The organism is Rhizobium sp. J15, assembly GCF_002531825.1.
Taxonomy (GTDB): domain Bacteria; phylum Pseudomonadota; class Alphaproteobacteria; order Rhizobiales; family Rhizobiaceae; genus Rhizobium.
In genome coordinates, this window is record NZ_NWSX01000069.1 from 1 (window position 1) to 21,368 (window position 21,368).

A 21,368-nucleotide genomic window follows, 5' to 3' on the forward strand; every position below is an offset into this window, starting at 1 on the left:
AAACACACTATCTCTTTCAAGCGGCTTCGGCAGTACCAGCAAGTCGTTGAGGCGAACGCAGCGTCGGGGTTGTCCCCTGAGCAGGCAAGTGGCCGGGAACCGGCCGGTCTGGACGGCCGTTCGGATTCACGTGCCGAGTTCAGATCAACTTCGCCGCTGCAGCAGGTTGATCCATCGATCGAAGGCCGCAGCGGATTGTCGCTCGACCATATCGAATGGCTGGGCGACCAGCATATCCAGACGGATTATGAGCTGCTAATGCAGGACTTGCAGCGAAACGATCCGGATCTCGCCGCCAGGACGCGGCTTATCGATCCCCTGATAGCCCATTATCATCTGCGCCTGGGCGATGAGAGCACCGCGCTGAGCGCTTTCCAGCGCATCGTTAATGATCAGAATGGAAGAGATACAGCCGACTTCCTGTTCCTTCCAGTGAGCGATGCCAGTGCTTCGGATCCTGATCACCGCGGCACCCATTGGTCGCTGCTACTCGTTGACCGTCGCAACCGCGAGGGGCCGGCTGCCTATCACTATGACTCCTTCCGGGGCCAGAACGACGAGTTTGCAGCAATGCTCGCACAAAGGTTGGGTACCCGTCTGGAGCCCGTCCGCATGACCCAACAGCGGAACGGCTATGATTGCGGAGTCTTCGTGGTTGACGGCACGCGGGCGCTCGTTAGACGTCTGGCGCGAAGAGACCGGCCAGCCGTGCTGCACCTCGACAACCTCGTCGCCGATCGGGAGCAACTCCAACGACGTCTGAGCCCCGCGCCCAACAGTGCTCGAGCGGGGGCTGCGGCGGCTGAACCGGAGTCCTCCACACAGATCGCCGATCCCGCAGAGTTTTGGCATGGAGTGGGTCAACCCGGCCAGCTTCCCGATAGCTGGAATACAGCGACCTTCCGGCAGGATTTGCCGTCAGCTGCCTATTCACCGGTGCAAAGCGTCAATCCGCCAGACGCACCATGGGAGCAAAGCTTGGGGGCATCGATCTTCGGCACCCCACAGTACACGCTGCCTGTGGACGACTTGGGAGGATTTGTCCCTCCGAGCTGGCAACACGGCAATCAACCGGTACCAGATGACCTTCTGCCTGCAATGTACTTGTTTGACTTGCTGCCGAGCGCGGACAAACCCCAGACCAGCATCACTATCCATGGTGTGCCCTACACGGCCACTCTGGGGCCATCAGGCATGCAGAGCGACATTTACCTTTTCCTGCAATAGGGTGGAGATGGATCGAGCAATAGATGCCAGTCGTTCTTACATTCTAACTTTGCGGTTACAATTGCTGTCAAAGCTGATTAGAGGGGCGACATTGTCAGCCAGTTAGAAACGCGACGCTGGCTCTGATGATCAGCCCCGATCCGACCGGCTGGGCCGGGTTGAAAGGGCGGAGCGGGGGCGGGTGAGGGGCACCCATCGGCTTTAGCTTTAAGACGATGCGATCGACGCCTCACTCGGCAGCATCGCGCTTTGCCAGCGCAGCTTTATGGCGTTCGATGACGGCCGGATCGTTCGTAAAATCCTTCCGCCGTCCCGGACCGTGAGCACGTCGCACATAGCCGTTCATCTCGCTGTTGGTCATCACCACCGGCTTCGACGGCTGCTCCTGACGCTCCTTGATATAAGACAGAACGTCGCCGAGCCGTTTGTTCTCGGTGATCGCCGCATGCGTCACCCGCTGGTCCTTGTCGAAGGTTTTGTAGGGCAGGGAATGTCCCTTCCATCGTACATCGAGGCGGCCGTCGGCATAGGCATAGGTCTCGACATAGCGGCCGGCCAATCCGCGCGTCACGTCGCTCTCCTCCAGCATGATCCGCTTACGCTCGAACGAAAACGTCAGCTGCGATCCGACATAGCGCTGCTCGCGTTTGCACAGGATCTCTTTCAACCGATCCGGTGCAAGATTTACCGGCCGGTGCAGGTCATCGGATCGGGCAGGGACAATCGCAAACCGCCCATTGTAGTCCACCATGAAGCCCGGCAGAAATGCATTGCCTGCCTCCATGCTGTCGATGCCTGCCAGTCGCAATTCCTTGACCAGACGATCCTGCAGCGTCCGGTTCATCCGCTCGACACGGCCTTTGGCCTGGCTGGAGTTTGCACAGAGAATCTCGATATTTAGCTCCGAGAGTGCCCGAACTGGGTCATGCCCTGACCACCCTTGGCCTCCTTCTTCGTCACCCGGAAGACCGAGTGCTTGTCGGAATAAAAGGCAGAGCGCACGAACCGCAACTGCATCAACCGGCCCGTCGCATCGTCGACAAACACCAGGAGCGAGCACGGATCTCCACGATCCTCGAACCAGCGATGCTCGGACCCGTCGATCTGCACCAGCCCGCCATAGGCTTCGCGCCGCAAGCGCGGCTGATGAAACGTCCGCCGCTGCTTGCGTGACAGCCACAATCCGGCCTGCGTCATCCAGCCGCGCAACGTCTCGCGCGACACACGCAATCCATCGCGCTCGGCAAGCTTCTCGGCCGCCAGCGTCGGACCGAAATCCGCATAACGTTCACGAACCAGCGTCACCGCATAATCGCGAACACCATCGCTGATCCGGTTGTTCGACGGCCGGCCGATCGCCTTGTGCCGGATCGATGCCGCACCGGTCGTTCTGATGCGATCCAACAGCCGCCGCACCTGGCGCTCGCTGAGAGCAAGCACATGCGACGCCGACACCATCGTCATGCGGCCGTCGGCAACCTTCGACAAAACCGCGATCCGCTGCAGATCACGCTCGCTCATCGCTATCAATCCCATCTGCAATCTCCGCCGTCATCAAAACGGGGAGAGTGTGACATTCCAACTTTGCAGAATCAGGACACTTCAACTTTGCGGCTACAACACCAAATAGCATAATCAACGTTATGGAACTTTACGCTGAACCGGCCGCGATAGTTACAAGCAGGTCCTTGGCATCGATCTAGTCGCCGGCTTTGACGAGAACTTCGGCGATCGTGCCGTTCTCCTCGGCGTGAATTGCCGTTTCCACCTTCATCGCTTCGGTCGACACCAGCACATCGTCGGCATTGATCGCCTGTCCGGGCGACACAAAGACGCGCGAGATGGCGCCCGGCATCGGTGCGCCGACATGAGCGGCATTGCCGGGTTCGGCCTTGGGTGCGAAGACGGCGGCCGGTGACGCTGAGGAATTTTGCGAGCTCTTGCTGTTGGTTCCTCGCGGACCCGAGCCGCATCTCGTTGTGCACCTAACCGGCTCGGTTCACGTGACAACAAACACAAGAACATCTGGTTGTTTCTATCGAGTTTGGCGCAGGAGGCGCAGGAGGCGCAGGAGGCGCAGGAGGAAAATCAACATGACTGTCGCGGCTAGGCCCATGATTGCCAAAGCGTATAGGCCTGTGGAAAACCTCCGGGCTGACTACGGAGATACCCTATAACGAACGGCCCCACAAATGCTCCTAGGTTCCCGAGTGAGTTAATGAATGCGATCCCGCCGGCGGCAGCGGAGCCACTAAAGAAGCAGAAGGCAGCGCCCAAAGGGTCCCTTGCAACCCAATATGCCGCGCATGAGCATCCCTCGCCAGAACCCGTCAGGGCCGGGTTGATCTACCGTACGGCCGGGGCAATACTCCAGGATTGGCTTAGCTCCTCCGATGCGTCAAAATTCCGCTTGATGAGTGCCATATCAAGGCATAACCAATCGGCCATTCTCCGATTCCCGGAGAATTGCCGGACATGACTTGGAGCAGGTGCCATTTCTCCGCAGCCATCCCGGATATTGCAAAAGGACCGATACCATGTGCTTTGAATGCAATTCCTCCCCACTCAGCCGTCGCTCCCTGCTGAAATTTGCCGGCATCGGAGGCGTGGCCGTCATGACTGCAGGCTTTGACATCACCATGCCGGCATTCGCCTCGAACGCTCCCGCCCTCCTGCCGGATGAAGCACTGGCAAAACTCCAGGAAGGCAACAAGAAATTCGTCGCCGACACGGAAGCCTGCGCCGCCAATATTTCCAAGCGCCGGCAGGACGTCGCCAAGAGCCAGGCACCTTGGGCGATCGTGCTGACCTGTTCCGACAGCCGTGTCGTGCCGGAACTTGTATTCGGCGGCGTGACGCTCGGCGAACTCTTCGTCGCCCGCAATGCCGGAAACGTGGTCGACACCGATGTGCTCGGCACGATCGAATATGGCACCGAACATCTGCATGCGCCGCTGATCGTCGTCATGGGCCACAAGCGTTGCGGGGCGGTCTCCGCCGCCTGCGAGGTCGTGTCCAAGGGCACCAAGCTCGATGGCTCAATCGGCAAGATGACCCAGCCGATCCTGCCCGTGGCTTTGGCGGAGACCGATCGCGGCGACAATTTTGTCGACAAGACCGTCCATGCCAATGCCTTCAACGGCGCCGAGCGCATCCTCACCGAAAGTGCGATTGTTTCTCGCCTGGTCGAGGAAGGCAAGGTGAAGATCGTGCCCGCCTATTATGATCTCGATACCGGCGTGGTCGATTTTCTGCACAAGGTCTGACCTACGAGGCGACTTCATGTTGCCGACGGCTATCCGCGGGCGCCTCGTCGCGTTCGCGGAACCATAGTCGCTGATGACCCTGCCCCCAAGTTTTATCCAGTTTTGAGTTCGCTCCGACGGTTTTGGGTTGCTGTATTTGCGGCGGTAGCGGCGGGTTGCGGTGCGGAGCCATTCCGGCTGCGCAGCACCGCATCACGTCGCGGGTTGATGGTCTGGGCAAACTCGGCCGGTGTCAGCCAGCCGAGGCCGGAATGCGGTCGATGATCGTTGTAATCGCTGCACCAGTTTGAAAGCGCTGACCGAGCATACGCCAGTGACGAGAAGAGCGTTTCATTCAGGAACTCGTCTCGCAGCCGCCCATTGAAGCTTTCGATGAAGGCGTTCTGGATCGGCTTGCCGGGCGCGATGTAGTGCCATTCCACCTTGGTCCGATCCGTCCATTGCAGGATCGCGTTGCTGGTGAACTCACTGCCATTGTCGCTGACGATCATCTTCGGTTTGCCTCGCCCCTCGATGATCCGGTCCAACTCACGAGCAACCCGCAGGCCGGAAAGGGACGTATCGGCGACGAGCGCCAGGCACTCCCTGGTGCAATCATCGACCACGGTCAGCACTCGGAACCTGCGCCCATCGGTGAACTGATCCGACACGAAGTCCAACGACCAGCGATCATTGGCTGCCATCGGGATCAGCATCGGCGCTCGTGTGCCTATCGCTCGCTTGCGGCCGCCGCGCTTGCGCACGGCCAGCTTTTCCTCTCGATAGAGCCGGAAGAGCCGCTTGTGGTTCACAAGATGTCCCTCACGTCTGAGCAGCACATGAAGACGTCGATAGCCAAAGCGGCGGCGTTCATGGGCCAGCGCCTTCATCCGATCGCGAAGGTCATGGTCGTCACCGCGCCTGGTTTCGTAACGGATCGTCATCCGACAATAGCCGATGGCTTTACACGCCCGCCGTTCGCTCATCTGATGTTGATCAACCAGATGCGCGACAGCTCGCCGCTTTGCTGCGGGCGTCACCACTTCTTTCCCAAAAGGTCTTTCAAAGCGGCATTGTCGAGCATGGCATCTGCCAGAAGCCGCTTCAGCTTTGTGTTTTCGTCCTCCAGCGTCTTCAGCCGTTTGGCTTCCGACACTTCCATGCCGCCGAACTTCGCTTTCCATTTATAGATGCTGGCATCGCTGACACCGTGTTTGCGGCAAAGCTCCAAGACCGGCGTGCCAGCCTCGTGCTCCTTCAGAATCCCGATGATCTGTTCGTCTGTGAAACGGTTGCGCTTCATTCTCTGGTCCTCTCAATGGGCCAGAGCTTACTTCAAAATGGATTATTTCGACGGGGCAAGGTCACCGCCCGCAGCATCACCCGGCGGGTTACGCGGGCCGGAGCTGAGGTCGCGAGCTGGCTGCCTGGGCGACGCTCTTCTGGAAATTTCCGACCATACGCCTGCGCAACTTGGTGAGCTCAATCGACAGGTCCGACAGCTGCGCGATGACATCTATCGGAACCTGGGCAGCTGGGCCGCGCCCTCCTGAGCCAGTACAAGGACATAGGCGTCGCTCGTTTCAAAGAACGCGAGACAATCGGCCTCCGGCAGGATCTCAACAAGATCAAGACGGCGAAACCGCCTGTGGAGCTTGAACGCAAAGGCGCGATCTGGGTTCAGCCAACCCTATTCGCTGAATCGAGTATCGCGCCTGGAGGCATAACGGAAAACTACGGCATCGAAACTGGCCGCATTGATCGAAGATTGGTACGAACCGTGAAATTGACGCATGGTGGCTGGAAAAAACGCCGAGCTATGGATCCGGTTCGAGGATCACGCCCGTTATGGAATGCCTGCGATACAGGGCTCCAAATTCGGTTCAAAATCCTAATCCGCCCACTCAGGATCGGTTGTAAAGGCGATGGTGAGCCGACGACTCGGACCCTCGTTACCAATCGCGAGCCCGATTTCGTCACGGATCTTATCCCATTCCTGCAATTTCCTCGCCGGGAGGTCCTCTGAGACAACGAAATGTAGCTCGATTTGCCGGCCTCGGCCGACCCGGGCCACATAAGCCCGGTGGGATATGAATCCATGTCGTTCGATGATTGTTTTGGCGACCGCGTCAACTTGTTGTTTGAGATCTAATGGCGTAACAAGCAGTATGTCGGCGAGCGCTCGCCGAACCGTGCCCGCCGGAATGGGAATGATCACAATGCAGATTAATGCCAGCGCGACCGGGTCAATAAACGGCGAGATCCATTCGTAAGAAGACCCCTGAATGAAATATCCGATGGCAAACGCGACGAGTAACCCGATCGTTAGCCCGGCGGACATCAGCCAAGCTTTCGTATCCAGGGCAACGAAATCAGATTTGATCTTACGATTAGCTCGATCACCAATAACCCCCATGGTGGCTGTCACACCGAGTGTTACGACGGCGTAGACGATCGCTTGACTAAAGTTGAGCGGACGTCCCCCATGCAATATGCTGCCGATTGCGTTGACAAGTGCGTAAACAGCCGACCCGGTTATGAGAATGCCGTTGAGAGCCAAGACTATGGGCTCAAGATGCCAGAACCCCATCGTGAAATGCTCGATAAGTTTTCCTTTGCTGGAGGGCGCTTCGGATGACGCGATGAGCTTTGTAACAAGCAGAGCTACGACAGTCATAGCAGCGTCCGTCAATGCGTAGACACCATCGAATATGATTGCGAACGAACCTGAAATGATCCCGAACAAAATGCCGATGCAGGCAAGGAGGATGGTAACGGCAATTGAAACGCAGAGAAGCCCCTGCTCCGTTCTCATGAAATTCATAGGCTCAGCCTTATAACTTACGTTTCTTTATGGTCCTCTGGACGCGGTACAGACCATCCAATTCAGCTACTGAAGCGAGCACATCCACTTTTGGATCAAGGTACCCTTTTTAAATTCAAATGCTGACCTCTCCTGTCCAGTGCTGCTGGCTCGCATGAGCGTCTTTCACATACCTGGCCACAAGACAAAATCGCCTCGCTGTGTTCTGGCAGTGCGGCCTCGACTATCTAAACAAGGGCCAATTTTGCTTTGCAGGTAAAGCGGGGCTGGACATGATGCACGACACGGAAGGACGCATGAACATAGTCCAGCACTTCGCTGACGGTCTCGCCGCCGCGAATGAAGTCGGAGCCACCACAGATAGGGCATGAGCAGGCCACCTGTTACACGTCATCATGGCACGGCCGAGGTTGCAGAGCTTGCGCGGCGATAGGGCTCTCGACGCATCCACGTCATCCGGCAGGTTCGAATTCCGTTGACTCATGGTTGGATCTGATTTGATGAGAGGCGTTCCAAAGAACGCCGAGGTTTTCGCCCTCATGATAGGCTGTGGCTGACCACGTTCTAGTCTAGCGATGATCGGATCGTCTAGCCCTTTGGCGACTCCTGTAATTACGGCTGGATTGCCAGATGGAAAAGAGCAGGCTTGCGATATACGCCCACTGAAGAAGCAACAAACTAGCCACCATTGCAACGATGACTTCGTGGATGGAATGCCAGACGAAGTAACTCGTTAGTGCCTTCGCCCAGACGACGAGCAGCAGGAGGCCGCAAAAGATTGTGAAACGCAACACCGTTCTCCTGATTTGTTCGCGAGATTGCGCAGCAATGTCGTCTGCGGCAACGAGAGTCTGGCAGTTCTTCAGGCGGCAACCGCCGCGTGGTTGAGAGCCATGATCATGCCAGTGAGCTCACCATCGAACTCTCGTTCTGGCCATTGCAAATGCTGAGATTTTGGCAGCGGCGGCGCGGGACTGCAGCTTGCGGACCTTCTTCAGTTGCTCCACAATGTCTGACATGATCTCTTTCCTCGAAAATTGATTTCATGATGCCCGCGCCACGTCGGGATAGGTTTCGATAACTTCAATAGCGTCATCGACCATTTTCGTGCCGGTCTCGGCGAGCTTGCCTAGCGTCTCAAAGCCGAACCGGTGGACATCGCGCAGGGTCTTCGACAGAACGACCAACCGTCCAGTCGTCAAAAGCAAGCGGCCGAAGCCCTCATGGCCGATCGTCATGATCGGCGATGCCAACAGGCCTGTGCACTCTTCGATCACAAGCCCCACGCAACTGTAAAAGTTCTGTAGCCTCCACAGCACGTACGGATCCGGATCGCCTATGATCGGGATCTTACGGCGCTGCTCCTTGGTGAGGATGAAGTCGGCCAGCAGGTCAGCGTCCGATTTGCCTTCCCACGCCCCATGGGCATCCTGAGCGCGAATGAGCCTTATCAGGCATCTGAGAAAAGGGGTGGCGAGATCCCCATCCTCGTTGACAGCAGGGCCATCCGTACTTCCTGTCAATGTACCCATTTCTTAGTCCTCCTCATCGAAAGGCTTCTTTTCAATGGCGCCTGCTTCGGTTAGCACCTTGCGTAACCAGGGTGGCGGAGTAGTCCTGAGCATCGCCCGAGTTCGCGACAAAACATCTTCGATCAGTTGAGGATCGGATACTTTAATTGGGTGGATTTTGGCCGAAACAACTCGGGCTGCCGATGGCCCACCGATCGCCAGACAGAACAATAGGTGACAACCTTCCAACGCCTTCACCTTCGGGTTAATACGATCGACGTCCTCGTTCCGATGCTTTCCGCTCTGGTCGGAAACGTCTTCGAAGTCCAGGACTTCCACCAGTTTCCAGTCGTCGGGACTCACATCATAGACGACGAAACGTTTTGCCGATCCGAAATGGGCGTCGAGAGATTTCATATCTTGAGTGGCGATTGCGACGCGCAACGCGCCAGCCTTCCGTTTTGGAGCTGACGAGTGAACCCCGTCAGGGACGAGGGAAAGGCGACGAGCGGCGATCATCTAGGCAGTTCTCCTTTGCGGGAGGGATCAAGCGATCCAGGACACGGCGCGCGCTGATTGGCCTGGAAGATGTTGGAAACATCGAAGATCAGGTCGCGCGTTCCCTGATAGAGACTTGTGAGCTTATGCTGGCTGCCGAGTCGGTCGAATATCGGGAAGCCCACCCGCATGAGCGGAATCCCAAGGCGCTCCGCCGCTTGTCGTCCATGCGAATGCGTGACGAGAAGATCAGCGCCGACGGCAAGTTCTTCGAGATCGCCAAGATCACCGACCTGGAGCGATTCGGCCGGCATTTCCGCGAGTATTTTTGAGGTGCCGGTCGTGGTGACCGCTGCCGCGATTTCGGCGCCCATGCCGGTGAAGAAGGTAGCGAATTGGTAGAGCTGGTCCGGCTCCACAGCAATTGCGATCTTCTTGCCTCCGAAATGGAAATGTCCGTCGAGCAGGGCGTCCTGCAGCTGTGCTCGGCGACGGCGGATGTTTGCTGGCACCGGCGCACCAGAAATCTCAGAAAGAAACGAGACGAACCGGTCGGCTCGTTTCAATCCTGTCAGCGACTGGAACAATGCGTAAGGGACTCCCGTCCGGGTCCGCAGTAGCTCTGCGGGGCGGCGCATATGCTCGCCGATCGCGATACATTGCGCCGCCGTGCCAAGCTCTTGTATCTCGTCGACGGGAGTACCGCCATAGGTGGTCGGAACCCAACGATCGCCGGGCACCGTGCCGTCGAGAGAGCCGGAAATGTCCGGCAGGATCACCGGCTTCAGACCGAAGCTTTCGGCCGTTTCGCGCAGAAGCTCGATGTCAGCGACTGTCAGATGCCATCCTGGCAGGATCGCAATCTTCTTTTGGTGGCGGCTCTGCTCGCCTGGAGTGGTGATGCGCTCGACCATAGAGATGACGGCCTTCGCCCATCCCTCTTCGATCGCTCCCTCGAAATCCGGGGTATTCGCCAGCACAACCTCCGTACCCGCGAGCTCATCGGCACGATCCCGCTTGATGTTGGCGAGATCGCCTGCGAAATCTTCGCCGCGGGTTTCCACCAGGGCTGTCGTGCAAATTCCGATCAGCTTGGGTTTTGCGCGCCTCTTGAGATTTAGGATCGCCTCTTCCAGATTGCCTGCGCCGCCAAGAATCGTCGCCACTGCGTCCAATGCCGTTGTCTGCAAGGGAATGGCTTCCTTAAAGTGCCGGACTAAAAGTACCAGCGCCAAGCTGGTGCAGCCCTGGCTGCCGTGGAACAGCGGCACGGCACGCTCGACGCCAAGAAAGGCGAGCGCGGCGCCGAGCGGCTGCGACGATTTCAGCGGATTGACCGCAGCTGATTTGGTCTGGGGAAAGACTTGAACCATCGGCTTTCCTCAACGCTTGCCGAAGCTGCCGGCGACCGCGCCGACAAAGTTTTGCAAGACGTACCCAGTCTCGTTCTCGCTCTTGGTATTCGTCAGTTCTTCTTCCACCGCATGCTGGCATTCCCACGGTGCCGGCTCCCGCACCTCCATCCAGATCGGATTGTGAATAGCAAGATCGATCTGGCGAACGAGCTCCACCATGCCGTCATAGCCGGCATAGGGGTGGTGGCGTTCCTGGTTGATATCGAGCCAAGGTGTCTTGGCCTTCAGCGCGATGAATTGCGTGCGCCCGCCAGACAACATGATGTCGGCTTTACCGTCGGCGAGCATGTTATAAAGCTCGCGCGGCGCCATCGACTCGAACAGGTGGTTTTCGTCTTTCAGGAGTTGCTTGATACGTTCCTTGTCTTCAGGCGTGGATTTCTTGACCGAGGTGCCCACGATCTCGATGCCCACCTCCATCAGCGCATGGACAACCGACCAGGACTTGACGCCGCCGGTGTTGAGCAACACGCGCTTGCCTTCAAGCCTTGGTCGATATGCTGCGAGTTTCATCCAGGCAATCGCCTCCTCCTCCGCGATCAATGCCTCGGTGCGCTCGAGGATTTCGGGATCCGCCCCCTGCATCACGAGCAGCTTGGCTATCTGTCTGAGTGCTTCCGAGGTGTCGGTAATTCCGTAAAAGGAGCCTTCGAAGAACGGGATATCCCAGAGCTCCTCCATTTTGCGGGCGAGGTTGATGAGTGCTGTCGAGCACACCAACATGGACGCCTTGGCGCGATGCGCAGAAGCAATGTCAAGATATCGGGCGTCTCCTGGAATGCAGGCCCTTACTCTGATCCCCAGCCGGTCAAGAAGCGGCTTTACCAGCCAAAACTCGCCGGATAGGTTGAACTCACCAATGATATTGATGTCGTAGGCGGTCACGTCGTTCGGCTCTACGCTGCCGATCACATGATCGAGCAACGCTTCACCGGCGAGCTTATTGCCAAGGTTCTTGGAGCCGGCAAAGCCCGGTGCGTTGACCGGCACCACCGGAAGGCCGAATTTTTCCGCGGCCCGCTTGCAGACGGCCTCGATGTCGTCGCCGATCAATGCTGTCACACAGGTCGAATAGACGAAAATCGCCGGTGGAGCATAGGCCTCCTTGATCTCGCGGATTGCTTTAAAAAGTTTCCGCTCGCCGTGCCCCATCACCACTTCGGTTTCAGTGAGGTCGGTCGTGAAGCTCGTGCGCCAGAGCGTTGGACCTGAGGAAGCCGATCCGCGGTTGTCCCAGGAATTGCCCTCACAGCCGAGAGGCCCATGGATCAGGTGCGCGACGTCGGTGATCGGCTGCAGCACGATCTTGGCGCCATCGAAAGCGCATCCGCCGGCTGCCGCCCCGGGGATCAGCGGCTTCGAACAGCCGTTTTTGCGCGCCTTGGAATCCTTGCTGCGGTTCTTCTCGCAGGCAGGCTCGTCAAAGACATCCTGGACTTTAGCATTGAGCAAGGGCATTGCGGTCTCCAAGTTCAGATGAAGGCGGCCGGCCTAGCAAGGCCGACCGCCGCCGCTCCTAGCGGGTCAGGTCGTAAGAATAGTCCGTCACACCCGGCTCGCTCGTCTCGCGATCGAGCTTGTCGAAGATCTTGTCGAGGATCGTCGTCAGGACGCGCAGGCCGCCCTGGTAGCCCATGAGCGGGAAACGGTGGTGATGGTGCCGGTCGAATATCGGAAAGGTCAGCCGGATCAATGGGGTGCCGGTGTCGCGCTCGAGATACTTGCCATAGGAATTGCCGATCATAAGATCAACCGGCTCGGTAAAGAGCAGCGAGCGCAACGCCCACAGGTCCTTGCCCGCCCAGACCTGGGCATCCTTGCCGAAGGGCGAGGATGCGAGCAACGCCTTCATCTCGGCTTCCCAGGCCGACGTGCCGTTGGTAGCAAGGCAGTGGGTCGGCTCACCGCCGGTTTCCAAGACGAACCGGGCAACGGCGTAGACGAAGTCAGGATCGCCGTAGATCGCGTATTTCTTCCCGTGCAGCCAGGCTTGGCTATCTGCCATAGCGTCGACGAGACGGCCGCGTTCCAGGCCGATTGCCGGAGGAATTTCCTTGCCGGTAATCTCCGAGACCTTCATCAGGAATTCGTCGGTCGCCTGAACACCCAGCGGATAATGGAACGAAGCCGTAACCTGACCGACCTCCTTGCAATATTCCAGCGTTTTGCGCGTGTTATAGTGCTGCAGCGACAGGGTCGCTTCGGCATTCAACGCCGTTTTCAAGTCCTCGATCTTCGTGCCGCCGTCATACATGCGGTACGTACCGTCAGACGGCGTGTCGAACTGGTCGGAGGCATCCTGGATGAAGATGTAGGATACGCCCATCATGTCGAGCAGGCGCTTCAGTTCGCGGTTGTTGCCGACGCAGAAGCCGTCGAAGCCGGGAATGATGTTGATGGCTTGAGCAACCTCCTTCCGCTCGTTGCCTTTCCAGAAGTTCTCCAGAATGCCCTTGATCATGCCGTCATAGCCATCGACGTGGCTGCCGACGAAGGCAGGCGTGTGGGCGAAAGGAACATCGAAGTCGTGCGGGACCGACCCTTCGTTCTTTGCGTTTTCGATGAAGCCGTGGAGGTCGTCTCCAATGACTTCGGCCATGCAGGTGGTCGAGACGGCGATCATCTTTGGATCGTAGAGCTTGTATGTATTGGCGAGCCCGTCGACCATGTTCTTCAACCCGCCGAACACTGCCGCGTCCTCCGTCATCGAGGACGAGACCGCCGATGAAGGCTCCTTGAAGTGACGCGACAGATGCGAACGGTAATAAGCGACGCAGCCCTGGCTGCCATGGACGAAGGACATCGTTTGCTCAAAGCCTGCGGCTGCGAAGACGGCACCGAGCGGCTGGCAGGCTTTGGCCGGGTTCACGACCAGGGCTTCGCGGCCCAGGTTCTTTTCGCGATACTCCCAGGTCTTCGTGAAGTCGTTTTGATCGGCAACGACCTGATCCGGGTGGGGGCATTCGAAATTGGCTTTCTTCTCGGCGAGCATCTGCCTGTATTCCGGCTCGCGGAACAGGGGAGCATGGTCAAGAACTTTTTCCGCCGACTGCGGCATAGTAAGCACCTTTCTTTTCATCGCGCCGCACCGGTGGCGGCAATGGGATGTCATCTGTCACGAGTGCGGATCAAGTCCGATGGGAAGAGCCTGGCCTGCCCCCTTCCAAGACAGGCCAGGCTCTCATTCGGCCGCAACCGCCTCAGCTGGCGCGGCCTTTTTTTTCCAGGGGACGTCGTAGAGATCCCACACCGGATTATTGATGGCCAGATCCATGTCGCGGGCGAATATGGCGAAGCCGTCATAGCCGTGATACGGGCCGGAATAATCCCAGGAGTGCATCTGGCGGAAGGGGATGCCCATCTTCTGCACCGGATACTTCTCTTTGATGCCGGACCCAACAAGGTCGGGGCGGATGCCTTCGATGAACTTTTCCAGCTCGTAACCGGTCACGTCGTCATAGATCAGCGTACCCTTGTTCACATAATGGCCGGTGCGCTGATAGTCGTCGTTGTGGGCGAACTCGTAGCCGGTGCCGACGATCCGCATGCCGAGGTCCTCATAGGCCGTGATGACGTGGCGAGGACGCAGGCCGCCGACATAGAGCATCACCGTCTTGCCTTCGAGGCGCGGCCGGTACTTGTCGACGACAGCATCGACCAGGGGCCGGTACTTGGTGATGACAGCCTCGGTCTTGTCGACGATTTCCGGACCGAAGTGCTTGGCTATTTCGCGCAGGGAGGTTTCGATCTGGGACGGACCAAAGAAATTGTATTCCATCCACGGGATGCCGTATTTTTCCTCCATGTGCCGACAGATGTAGTTCATCGAGCGGTAGCAGTGGATGAGGTTCAGCTTGGCCTTTGGCGCGCGCTCGACCTCAGCGAGCGTGGCATCACCCGACCAGTTGCCGACCACGCGCAGCCCCACCTCCTCCAATAGAATGCGCGTAGCCCACGCGTCGCCACCGATATTGTAGTCGCCGACGACGTTGACATCGTAAGGGCCGGTCTCAAACTCGACTTCGTTCTTGTCGAAAACCCAGTCACGGATGGCGTCGTTGGCGATGTGGTGGCCGAGCGATTGCGAGACGCCGCGGAAGCCCTCGCAGCGTACCGGCACGATCGTCTTTTCGTGCTCCTTGGCCTTCTTGCGCGACACCGCCTCAATGTCGTCGCCAATCAGCCCGATCGGGCATTCCGACTGCACGCTGATGCCGTTGTTGAGGGGGAAAAGCTCCTCGATCTCGTCGATGACCTGTTCAAGCTTCTTGTCGCCGCCGAACACGATGTCCTTTTCCTGGAAGTCTGAGGTGAACTGCAGCGTCACGAACGTGTCGATGCCCGTCAGGCCGACGTAGTAGTTGCGGCGTTGCGACCAGGAATAATGACCGCAACCGACCGGCCCGTGCGAGATGTGGACCATGTCCTTGACCGGCCCCCATACCACGCCTTTGGAACCGGCATAGGCGCAGCCGCGGATCGTCATCACGCCCGGAATGGACTTGATGTTCGATTTGACGTCGCATTCGGAAAGGGCCTTCGGCTCATCGCCAGGCTCGTCGCCGCTCGTTGCGACGCTGAGGTGCTTCTTGCGGCGCTTCGCCGCCTTGTCTGGATATTGCGCTAACACTTCCGCAATGAGCTGTTCATGCAAAACGCTGTCATTCTCGTAATCAAGGCTCATGGGCCCCTGCCCCTTTCAAGGTTCGGGTTAGGTCGTCGTCGCCGAAGCGGCTTTCTTGGAAGGACGCGCTGGCGCAAGGGCCAGCGCGTCCTGTCGACAGCGGCAGTTATTGAGCCGCAACCACCGCTGACTCCTTGGCCTGTAGTTCGGCCAGCATCTGCTCGTCGCTCTTCATGATGCCGAAGTCGAGCAGCATGTCTTCGAGCTCTTCCATGGTAATCGGGGTCGGAATGGTCCCTTGGCCCGAATTGGCATGGATCTTCTCGGCTAGCGCCCGATATTCCCCGGCCTGCTTGGAGTCCGGCGCGTACTGGATCACCGTCATCTTCCTGAGCTCGGCGTGCTGAACGATGTTGTCACGCGGCACAAAGTGGATGAGCTTGGAATTGAGCCTGGCAGCCAGCGCCTCGGAGAGGTCGAGCTCGCGGTCCGTCTGGCGCTCGTTACAGATCAGGCCGCCGAGCCGCACGCCGCCGGAATGGGCATATTTCAGGATGCCCTTGGCGATGTTGTTGGCGGCATAGAGCGCCATCATCTCGCCGGACATCACGATGTAGATCTCCTGGGCCTTGTTCTCACGGATCGGCATCGCAAAGCCACCGCACACCACATCGCCGAGCACGTCATAGGAGACGTAGTCGACATCGTCATATGCACCGTTCTCTTCAAGGAAATTGATCGAGGTGATGACGCCGCGCCCGGCGCAGCCGACGCCCGGTTCCGGACCGCCGGACTCCACGCACTTGATGCCTTTGTAGCCGGCCTTGAGCACGTCCTCGAGCTCAAGGTCTTCCACCGAACCTTCCTGCGCTGCCAGATGCAGAACCGTGTCCTGTGCTTTGGCGTTCAGGATCAGCCGGGTGGAGTCGGCTTTCGGGTCGCATCCGACGATCAGGATCTTCTGCCCGAGGTCGACAAGCGCTGCGAGCGTATTTTGGGAGGTGGTGGACTTGCCGATCCCCCCTTTGCCGTAAAATGCGATTTGACGCAAATCTGACATATCGCCTTCCTTCTTTCGTTCCATCCATCGCTGAGTAAAAGGCAGGCAGCTCGCGCCGCCTCGCATGGCAATCTTCAAAACCCGTGCCATGTGGGCCGATCGAGCCAAAGGAAAGATCTTTTTGTTGGGTTTCAGAAAGTTACTCCGAACCACCACAGGAAACTGCCAAACAAACCTAATGTCGCCGATCAGACAAAGCCGACAGACGGTGTCGTGATGGCATCACTTGCACCGCTAGAGCAAATCCTGCTCAATCTGGGTCATATCCAGCGGCCTTAAGGTAGTTTGCGCATTCTGCCGCAGTGAAGCGAGGTATCAAGGCCCCGACCGCATCCCATAGAGCATCGATCTTTCGCTCGGCTCGGCCTCGCAACATGGCTTTCAGCTTCGAGAATGCGTTCTCGATTGGATTGAAGTCCGGACTATAGGGCGGCAGGAACATGAGCTTGGCGCCGGCACGTTCGATGGCATCGCGGACACCGGCTATCTTGTGTGCAGGCAGGTTATCCATAATGACGACGTCGCCGATCTCCAGGGGCGGCACCAGCACCTGTTCGACATACGCAAGGAAGACGTTGCCGTTCATCGCGCCATCGTAGACGAATGGGGCGGTCATTCCGCTGAGGCGCAACGCACCGGTGAAAGTCGTTGTTTTCCAATGGCCGTGCGGCACGCCGGCACGGCAAACGCTCACCTCGCAATGCACGTCCGCGCAGACGTGACATCTTGGTCGAGAGGCCGGTTTCGTCGATGAAGATCAGTTTCTCCGGATCGAGGTCCAATTGACCATCGAACCAGGCGCGCCGGCGCTTCAGGACGTCCGGTCGGTCCTGCTCCAGTGCGTGTGCGGTCTTTTTTTAAAGGTCCACCCACGGCCTCCAAGCAAGGCGCCAAGTGCGCTGCGCTTGATCTTCACCTGCCGCTCGACGGACAAGCGCTCAACCATCTCATCGAGCGTCACATCCCTACGCTCGTTGATCAACGCGACAACGAATTCCTCGTGTGCATCCACTGCCGAAGGTCGTCTCCAGCCCTGTGGCCGAGCAGTCAGCTCACCCTCTTTCGCTCTTGCAATCCAGCGGATCGCCGTCGAAATCCCAACTCCGAAACGAGCCGCAGCCTGTCGAGCCGACATGCCCGCCGCAGACGCTTTCAAAACCCGTATTAGGAGATCATCGCTCAGGGCCTGTCCCATCATCCACCTCTCCGCTGTGGATGTTGAATCAGCTTCGGTCGCTCTCGTCACCTCACAATCGATTCATCAATCGCAGGACATGTCTAGGTCGACCGCGCGCCAGCGCGACCGCGACCATCAGCAGGACAAAGAGCTTTGAAAACAGGAGACAATCGCACATCCCTGTAGCCAAGAGAGAAATGGCGTATCGCACGGGAGACGCTGCGAGCGCCCAGGTGATAGAGCTTCGCCTTGTGGCTGAACAAGCCAACTTCGATCGCGCAGGCCCGCCGCGCCCGACAGCTGGCCAAAAACAGCGCCAGGAGCTACGACTGGGGCCACGCACGTGAGTATGTCGAGGGCATGTCGCGCATGCTGCAGCAGGACAAACCGGATGGCCACGTCTTGGCGACCGGCGAGACGACGAGTGTCGGCCAATTTCTCGAGCGGGCTTTTGCCGACGTGAACATTACTTTGGAATGGAAGGCGTCCGGCGTCGACTGGCTACGACTCCGCGTCCGGTGCCTGCCTTGTTGAAGTCGATCCTCGATACCTCCGCCCGACGGAAGTTGATCTTCTGCCGGTGATCCGACCAAGGCCCGCCAGAAGATGGGCTGGCAACACAAGGCCCCGGTTCAGGAGCTCGTCGCCGAGATGGTGCGCGAGGATGTCAAGCACTGGAAGGCCCTGAACAGCCGGGAAGAGCTCTGAGTGTACGACTTGTCCAACAAGAAGATCTGGGTTGTCGGCCATCGCAGTATGGTCGGCAGTGCGCTTGTGCGCAGGCTCCGATGCCGTGCTCTGCGGCAGTGGCGTCAGTTAGCGGGTCGAACGAGGAGCGCGGATCGTGAACCCGCGAGCGCGCAAAAATACGGCATTAGCCGATGATGTTCATACTTCCACCAGGTGCCCGGATTGCGGTACCGAGGCTTCGGGGCATATGTTCCTGATGGTCCTGCTTGTCTCGAATATCTCACGCTTGACGTCTAAGCGTTCGCAGATCGAAAGGTGCGGGATGTGTCATCGTGTGGGTCGGTCCGTCGTCGAGGGTTAAATAGACGCACCGATCACTGGGCCGCCACCGTCTCTTCGGATAACTTCAGCTATGGGACCATGCTCTTTCATAGCTCAGGGCCATTCCGCTCGATCAAGGTCCCCGATGGCCAATCACTCATTGAGCATCCTATTGGGAATACTACCAAAATTACGTTTTCACAGCGCGTCGGCGGGAGGTTGAGATAAACATCGGCAAGGGTGGATCGCACGCGTACCCCTTCCAAAACCGTCGCAAGACCATTTCGGCAGAGCCTGAGAACAAGGTTGCGCAACGCCTGCCGAACACCGCCGAACGCAAACCGAACGCCAAGTTGCTGCAGCACTGGGTAAACAATGCGCATCGAATTAATGCCGTACCCCTCAAGATCTGGACGCACGCCCCACAATCCAAGCTCGCATACGAGTAGATCGACCTCGCCAACCCGAACGAAACGACGCAACAACCCCATGTGAGCGGCCACACCGTGCGCATCATAGCCTATTACGCGAAGCTCGGGCCTAGCTCCTGACCAACTACGAGCACCTTCGAATGGAAGGGCGTTGTAAGCTCCAGTTGGCCCATAGGTCTTCCGAAAGAAATCTGCGAGCTCCGTGTGGTCAGAGAGCTCCAACTCGTTTTCCCAGCACACTTTCCACCGCACCTGAGGGCTCATACCTAAACCTCCACTTAATACTCTGTCCAGGCGTCGACAGAGCAACTACTTGATACGCACTCGTTGGGGCGCTTCTAATGGCACTGGTATAAGCTGGTGAAATCATTTGTTTGGATGGAACTCATCCGTCCAATGGATGCGTTCCAATCAATCGGCCTGCCATCGGCTGCCGACGCCAGATGAAGCGGCTGCTCCAACTTCTTCGTGAACATGCCGCCTTGTCCATCATGCTGGATCATCTTGATCAGGCATCCAGGACATTGAACTGAAAAGTTGACCATGACTGAGAGGCTCGCTACTCAGGCAGAAGCAAGCCAAAGACGTTTTCGGCGATAATCAGGCAAATTGTCGAGATCACATTAGAACCCTCGGCGGAACCGGGCTGGTCTATCCCGGCGTCGAAAGTCGTCGAACGACCCGACCTGGCGGAGGGGTTTTTTCGGAATGTTCGGTTTGCGACAGTCTGATTCCACACAAAATGGGACGCGGCGATAGGCAGCAGCATTCTCCTGTTGAATCTGAAAGGGGTTCCCCTCGCAAAACGCCCTGGTTCGCTTTGGCTATCGCAGCCCATGGACCGGCACGCTGGGTATCGGCGAAGATTGCCAGAGGACATACTTGCCTGGCGATCCCGACCTCGGGAGAAGATGATGGGTACAGGAATGGATTCCTAGATCAGTGCGTTTCCGGTGCAAGCTTTTAGGACCCCGGACACAGCAAACGCCTCCCAGGACTGGCGAGGCGGCCGCGAGATCGCAATTTTCTCCTAGATAACGGTATGAGGTGATCGTCATACCCTGGTCACCGGATGCCGATCGTCACGCACATGGTCTGGTACAGAGCCGGCGGCGCCGATGAGCCCCCGAGGAAATACTTAGTGACTGGCACGGTTGTTGCGTCGTCTCACGAAAGACAGCCGTTAACGAGAGGTCACGATGATGGATGTATGCTCGATGGGGATGGTGTTGTGCGGTGGGTACCTTCTTGCTGCATCCGCAGGCAGACTCGGCGGCGCTGAGAATGTCTTATCTGACTCGCCTTTGTCCGCGGCTGATGTATCGAGTTTCGAGACTTTCATAGTTCGCAGCCCACCGACATCACTCAATCTGGATCCATTTTATGCCAAATATGCTGACGCAGCGGGCATACCTATTATTTCGTCAAACAAGGTTCCAGACACGGCACTATTGATCTCACGTGACATTGTCCTCTACATGTTGTCAGAACGCCGTGATGTCCGCGATGCTTTAATCCAGGCTGGAGCGCGGGTGGGCGTCATGGCAATTGACGAGACGACGACTGATATTCCCGAGCAGCGGGATTGGAAGAAGCCTCTTCCCGATGATCCACGTCTCACCCCTGACGAGCGGCGGGATTACGCCAACACGATCGGCAAGATGACTGCCCGAGACTACTGGGCACAAAGGGCGCGCGGCATGGGCGGGCTCTACACGACGGGAGCTGTGGAGAATTTGATGGGCGTGCCGGGCACGCGGTATTACGGCGGGAACATTCTTGTTCACGAATTCTCACATAATATTTTCAACGCGCTGCGCACGGTAGATCCTGATCTCGTTGCACGAGTTGAACGTGCCTATTCGCACGCCTACGAGAAAGGCCTCTGGGCGTGTTCCTATATGGAGAACAACGTCGATGAGTATTGGGCCGAGGGCACGCGATTTTGGTTCAATACGAACTTGGCTTACAGCCGAGGCAATCTCACCATTGCCACATCAGAAGATTTCGAGGCTCACGATCCAAGCCTCTATAATATCATGGCCGAAGTCTACCGCCATGACCACCACATTCTGGCGGATGTCTATTACCGGCATTCGGCGAAGTCGCAGTAATGTCCTTTGGTATTGACTGCCGGCCTCATGCTGCAATCCCGCTGGAGACCCGAACTATCGCTGATCGTCCGTAATTTGTCAGAGCCAGCCATAAATTTGAGTTTCCGTTCAATTGAAGCGCCCATGTTGTTCCCACGGGTGCATACCAAGTACTTCGTGGCCGCTGGAATTGGCTCCTTGTGCAACATCGAGACCAAATGACCTGCCACTGAATTTTCATCCGGCGGCGAT

General features: G+C 57.9%; 13 protein-coding genes and 4 pseudogenes. 4 read left to right on the plus strand and 13 right to left on the minus strand.

Annotated features, from left to right (window positions below; translation table 11 throughout):
- Window positions 1-1,227 (plus strand): Ulp1 family isopeptidase (locus tag CO670_RS30850; protein WP_245426142.1); only part of this gene is annotated, 1,227 nt, incomplete at its 5' end.
- Between the two features lie 229 nt (window positions 1,228-1,456).
- On the opposite strand, the pseudogene CO670_RS30855 reads toward CO670_RS30850, so the two are convergent.
- Window positions 1,457-2,763, minus strand: a pseudogene (locus CO670_RS30855) (helix-turn-helix domain-containing protein).
- A gap of 163 nt (window positions 2,764-2,926) precedes the next feature.
- Window positions 2,927-3,121 (minus strand): annotated as a pseudogene (locus CO670_RS30860) (biotin/lipoyl-containing protein); the annotation flags it as partial.
- 643 nt (window positions 3,122-3,764) lie between these two features.
- Here CO670_RS30860 and CO670_RS30865 point away from each other — a divergent pair.
- A complete protein-coding gene (locus CO670_RS30865) occupies window positions 3,765-4,493 on the plus strand; it encodes a carbonic anhydrase (RefSeq protein WP_064842862.1) in 729 nt (242 codons plus the stop codon).
- A 92-nt stretch (window positions 4,494-4,585) separates the two neighbouring features.
- Here the strand turns inward: CO670_RS30865 and CO670_RS30870 are convergent.
- The 10 genes and pseudogenes from CO670_RS30870 to CO670_RS30925 all read right to left on the minus strand — a co-directional run bounded on the left by CO670_RS30870 (window position 4,586) and on the right by CO670_RS30925 (window position 17,599).
- Window positions 4,586-5,775, minus strand: a protein-coding gene (locus CO670_RS30870) for an IS3 family transposase (protein ID WP_089152671.1) whose coding sequence is annotated in 2 segments (ribosomal slippage) — window positions 4,586-5,526 and window positions 5,526-5,775 — 1,191 coding nt in all. Because the reading frame shifts where the segments join, the coding sequence is not laid out codon by codon here.
- A gap of 588 nt (window positions 5,776-6,363) precedes the next feature.
- Window positions 6,364-7,296 carry a cation transporter gene (locus CO670_RS30875; RefSeq protein ID WP_004675922.1) on the minus strand — a complete coding sequence of 311 codons (933 nt, stop codon included), beginning with the start codon at window positions 7,294-7,296 and terminating at the stop codon, window positions 6,364-6,366.
- A 1,043-nt stretch (window positions 7,297-8,339) separates the two neighbouring features.
- Entirely contained in the window at window positions 8,340-8,828 is a 489-nt protein-coding gene (locus tag CO670_RS30890) for a NifX-associated nitrogen fixation protein (RefSeq protein WP_064842693.1), read from the minus strand.
- 3 nt (window positions 8,829-8,831) lie between these two features.
- Window positions 8,832-9,326, minus strand: coding sequence for a nitrogen fixation protein NifX (gene nifX, locus CO670_RS30895; RefSeq protein ID WP_008536565.1), 495 nt, complete (start codon window positions 9,324-9,326; stop codon window positions 8,832-8,834).
- Entirely contained in the window at window positions 9,323-10,678 is a 1,356-nt protein-coding gene (gene nifN, locus CO670_RS30900; RefSeq protein ID WP_065092776.1) for a nitrogenase iron-molybdenum cofactor biosynthesis protein NifN, read from the minus strand. The genes nifX and nifN overlap by 4 nt, the downstream gene beginning before the upstream one ends.
- Before the next feature lie 9 nt (window positions 10,679-10,687).
- Entirely contained in the window at window positions 10,688-12,178 is a 1,491-nt protein-coding gene (gene nifE, locus CO670_RS30905; RefSeq protein WP_064842698.1) for a nitrogenase iron-molybdenum cofactor biosynthesis protein NifE, read from the minus strand.
- 58 nt (window positions 12,179-12,236) lie between these two features.
- On the minus strand, window positions 12,237-13,778 hold the full coding sequence (nifK, locus tag CO670_RS30910) for a nitrogenase molybdenum-iron protein subunit beta (protein WP_004677342.1): 1,542 nt from the start codon (window positions 13,776-13,778) through the stop codon (window positions 12,237-12,239).
- Between the two features lie 123 nt (window positions 13,779-13,901).
- Window positions 13,902-15,404: a nitrogenase molybdenum-iron protein alpha chain gene (gene nifD, locus CO670_RS30915; RefSeq protein ID WP_012489546.1), complete on the minus strand. Its 1,503-nt coding sequence runs from the start codon at window positions 15,402-15,404 to the stop codon at window positions 13,902-13,904.
- A gap of 106 nt (window positions 15,405-15,510) precedes the next feature.
- Window positions 15,511-16,404: a nitrogenase iron protein gene (nifH, locus tag CO670_RS30920; protein WP_004675840.1), complete on the minus strand. Its 894-nt coding sequence runs from the start codon at window positions 16,402-16,404 to the stop codon at window positions 15,511-15,513.
- A 250-nt stretch (window positions 16,405-16,654) separates the two neighbouring features.
- Window positions 16,655-17,599, minus strand: a pseudogene (locus CO670_RS30925) (IS630 family transposase).
- Window positions 17,600-17,896: 297 nt separating this feature from the next.
- On the opposite strand from CO670_RS30925, the pseudogene CO670_RS33180 reads away from it, so the two are divergent.
- Window positions 17,897-18,289, plus strand: a pseudogene (locus CO670_RS33180) (GDP-mannose 4,6-dehydratase); the annotation flags it as partial.
- A gap of 410 nt (window positions 18,290-18,699) precedes the next feature.
- On the opposite strand, the gene nodA reads toward CO670_RS33180, so the two are convergent.
- Window positions 18,700-19,287, minus strand: coding sequence for a nodulation N-acyltransferase NodA (gene nodA, locus CO670_RS30940; protein ID WP_004679687.1), 588 nt, complete (start codon window positions 19,285-19,287; stop codon window positions 18,700-18,702).
- A 935-nt stretch (window positions 19,288-20,222) separates the two neighbouring features.
- On the opposite strand from nodA, the gene CO670_RS30955 reads away from it, so the two are divergent.
- Complete coding sequence (locus CO670_RS30955) at window positions 20,223-21,137, plus strand: hypothetical protein (protein ID WP_010034735.1); 915 nt, start codon at window positions 20,223-20,225, stop codon at window positions 21,135-21,137.
- The last annotated feature ends 231 nt before the right edge of the window (window positions 21,138-21,368 follow it).

Bases quoted from the DNA above. Each gene is read 5' to 3' on its own strand.
- CO670_RS30865 (WP_064842862.1), top strand. From the start codon at position 3,765: ATGTGCTTTGAATGCAATTCCTCCCCACTCAGCCGTCGCTCCCTGCTG.
- CO670_RS30875 (WP_004675922.1), bottom strand. From the start codon at position 7,296: ATGAATTTCATGAGAACGGAGCAGGGGCTTCTCTGCGTTTCAATTGCC.
- CO670_RS30890 (WP_064842693.1), bottom strand. From the start codon at position 8,828: ATGGGTACATTGACAGGAAGTACGGATGGCCCTGCTGTCAACGAGGAT.
- nifX (WP_008536565.1), bottom strand. From the start codon at position 9,326: ATGATCGCCGCTCGTCGCCTTTCCCTCGTCCCTGACGGGGTTCACTCG.
- nifN (WP_065092776.1), bottom strand. From the start codon at position 10,678: ATGGTTCAAGTCTTTCCCCAGACCAAATCAGCTGCGGTCAATCCGCTG.
- nifE (WP_064842698.1), bottom strand. From the start codon at position 12,178: ATGCCCTTGCTCAATGCTAAAGTCCAGGATGTCTTTGACGAGCCTGCC.
- nifK (WP_004677342.1), bottom strand. From the start codon at position 13,778: ATGCCGCAGTCGGCGGAAAAAGTTCTTGACCATGCTCCCCTGTTCCGC.
- nifD (WP_012489546.1), bottom strand. From the start codon at position 15,404: ATGAGCCTTGATTACGAGAATGACAGCGTTTTGCATGAACAGCTCATT.
- nifH (WP_004675840.1), bottom strand. From the start codon at position 16,404: ATGTCAGATTTGCGTCAAATCGCATTTTACGGCAAAGGGGGGATCGGC.
- nodA (WP_004679687.1), bottom strand. From the start codon at position 19,287: ATGAGCCCTCAGGTGCGGTGGAAAGTGTGCTGGGAAAACGAGTTGGAG.
- CO670_RS30955 (WP_010034735.1), top strand. From the start codon at position 20,223: ATGATGGATGTATGCTCGATGGGGATGGTGTTGTGCGGTGGGTACCTT.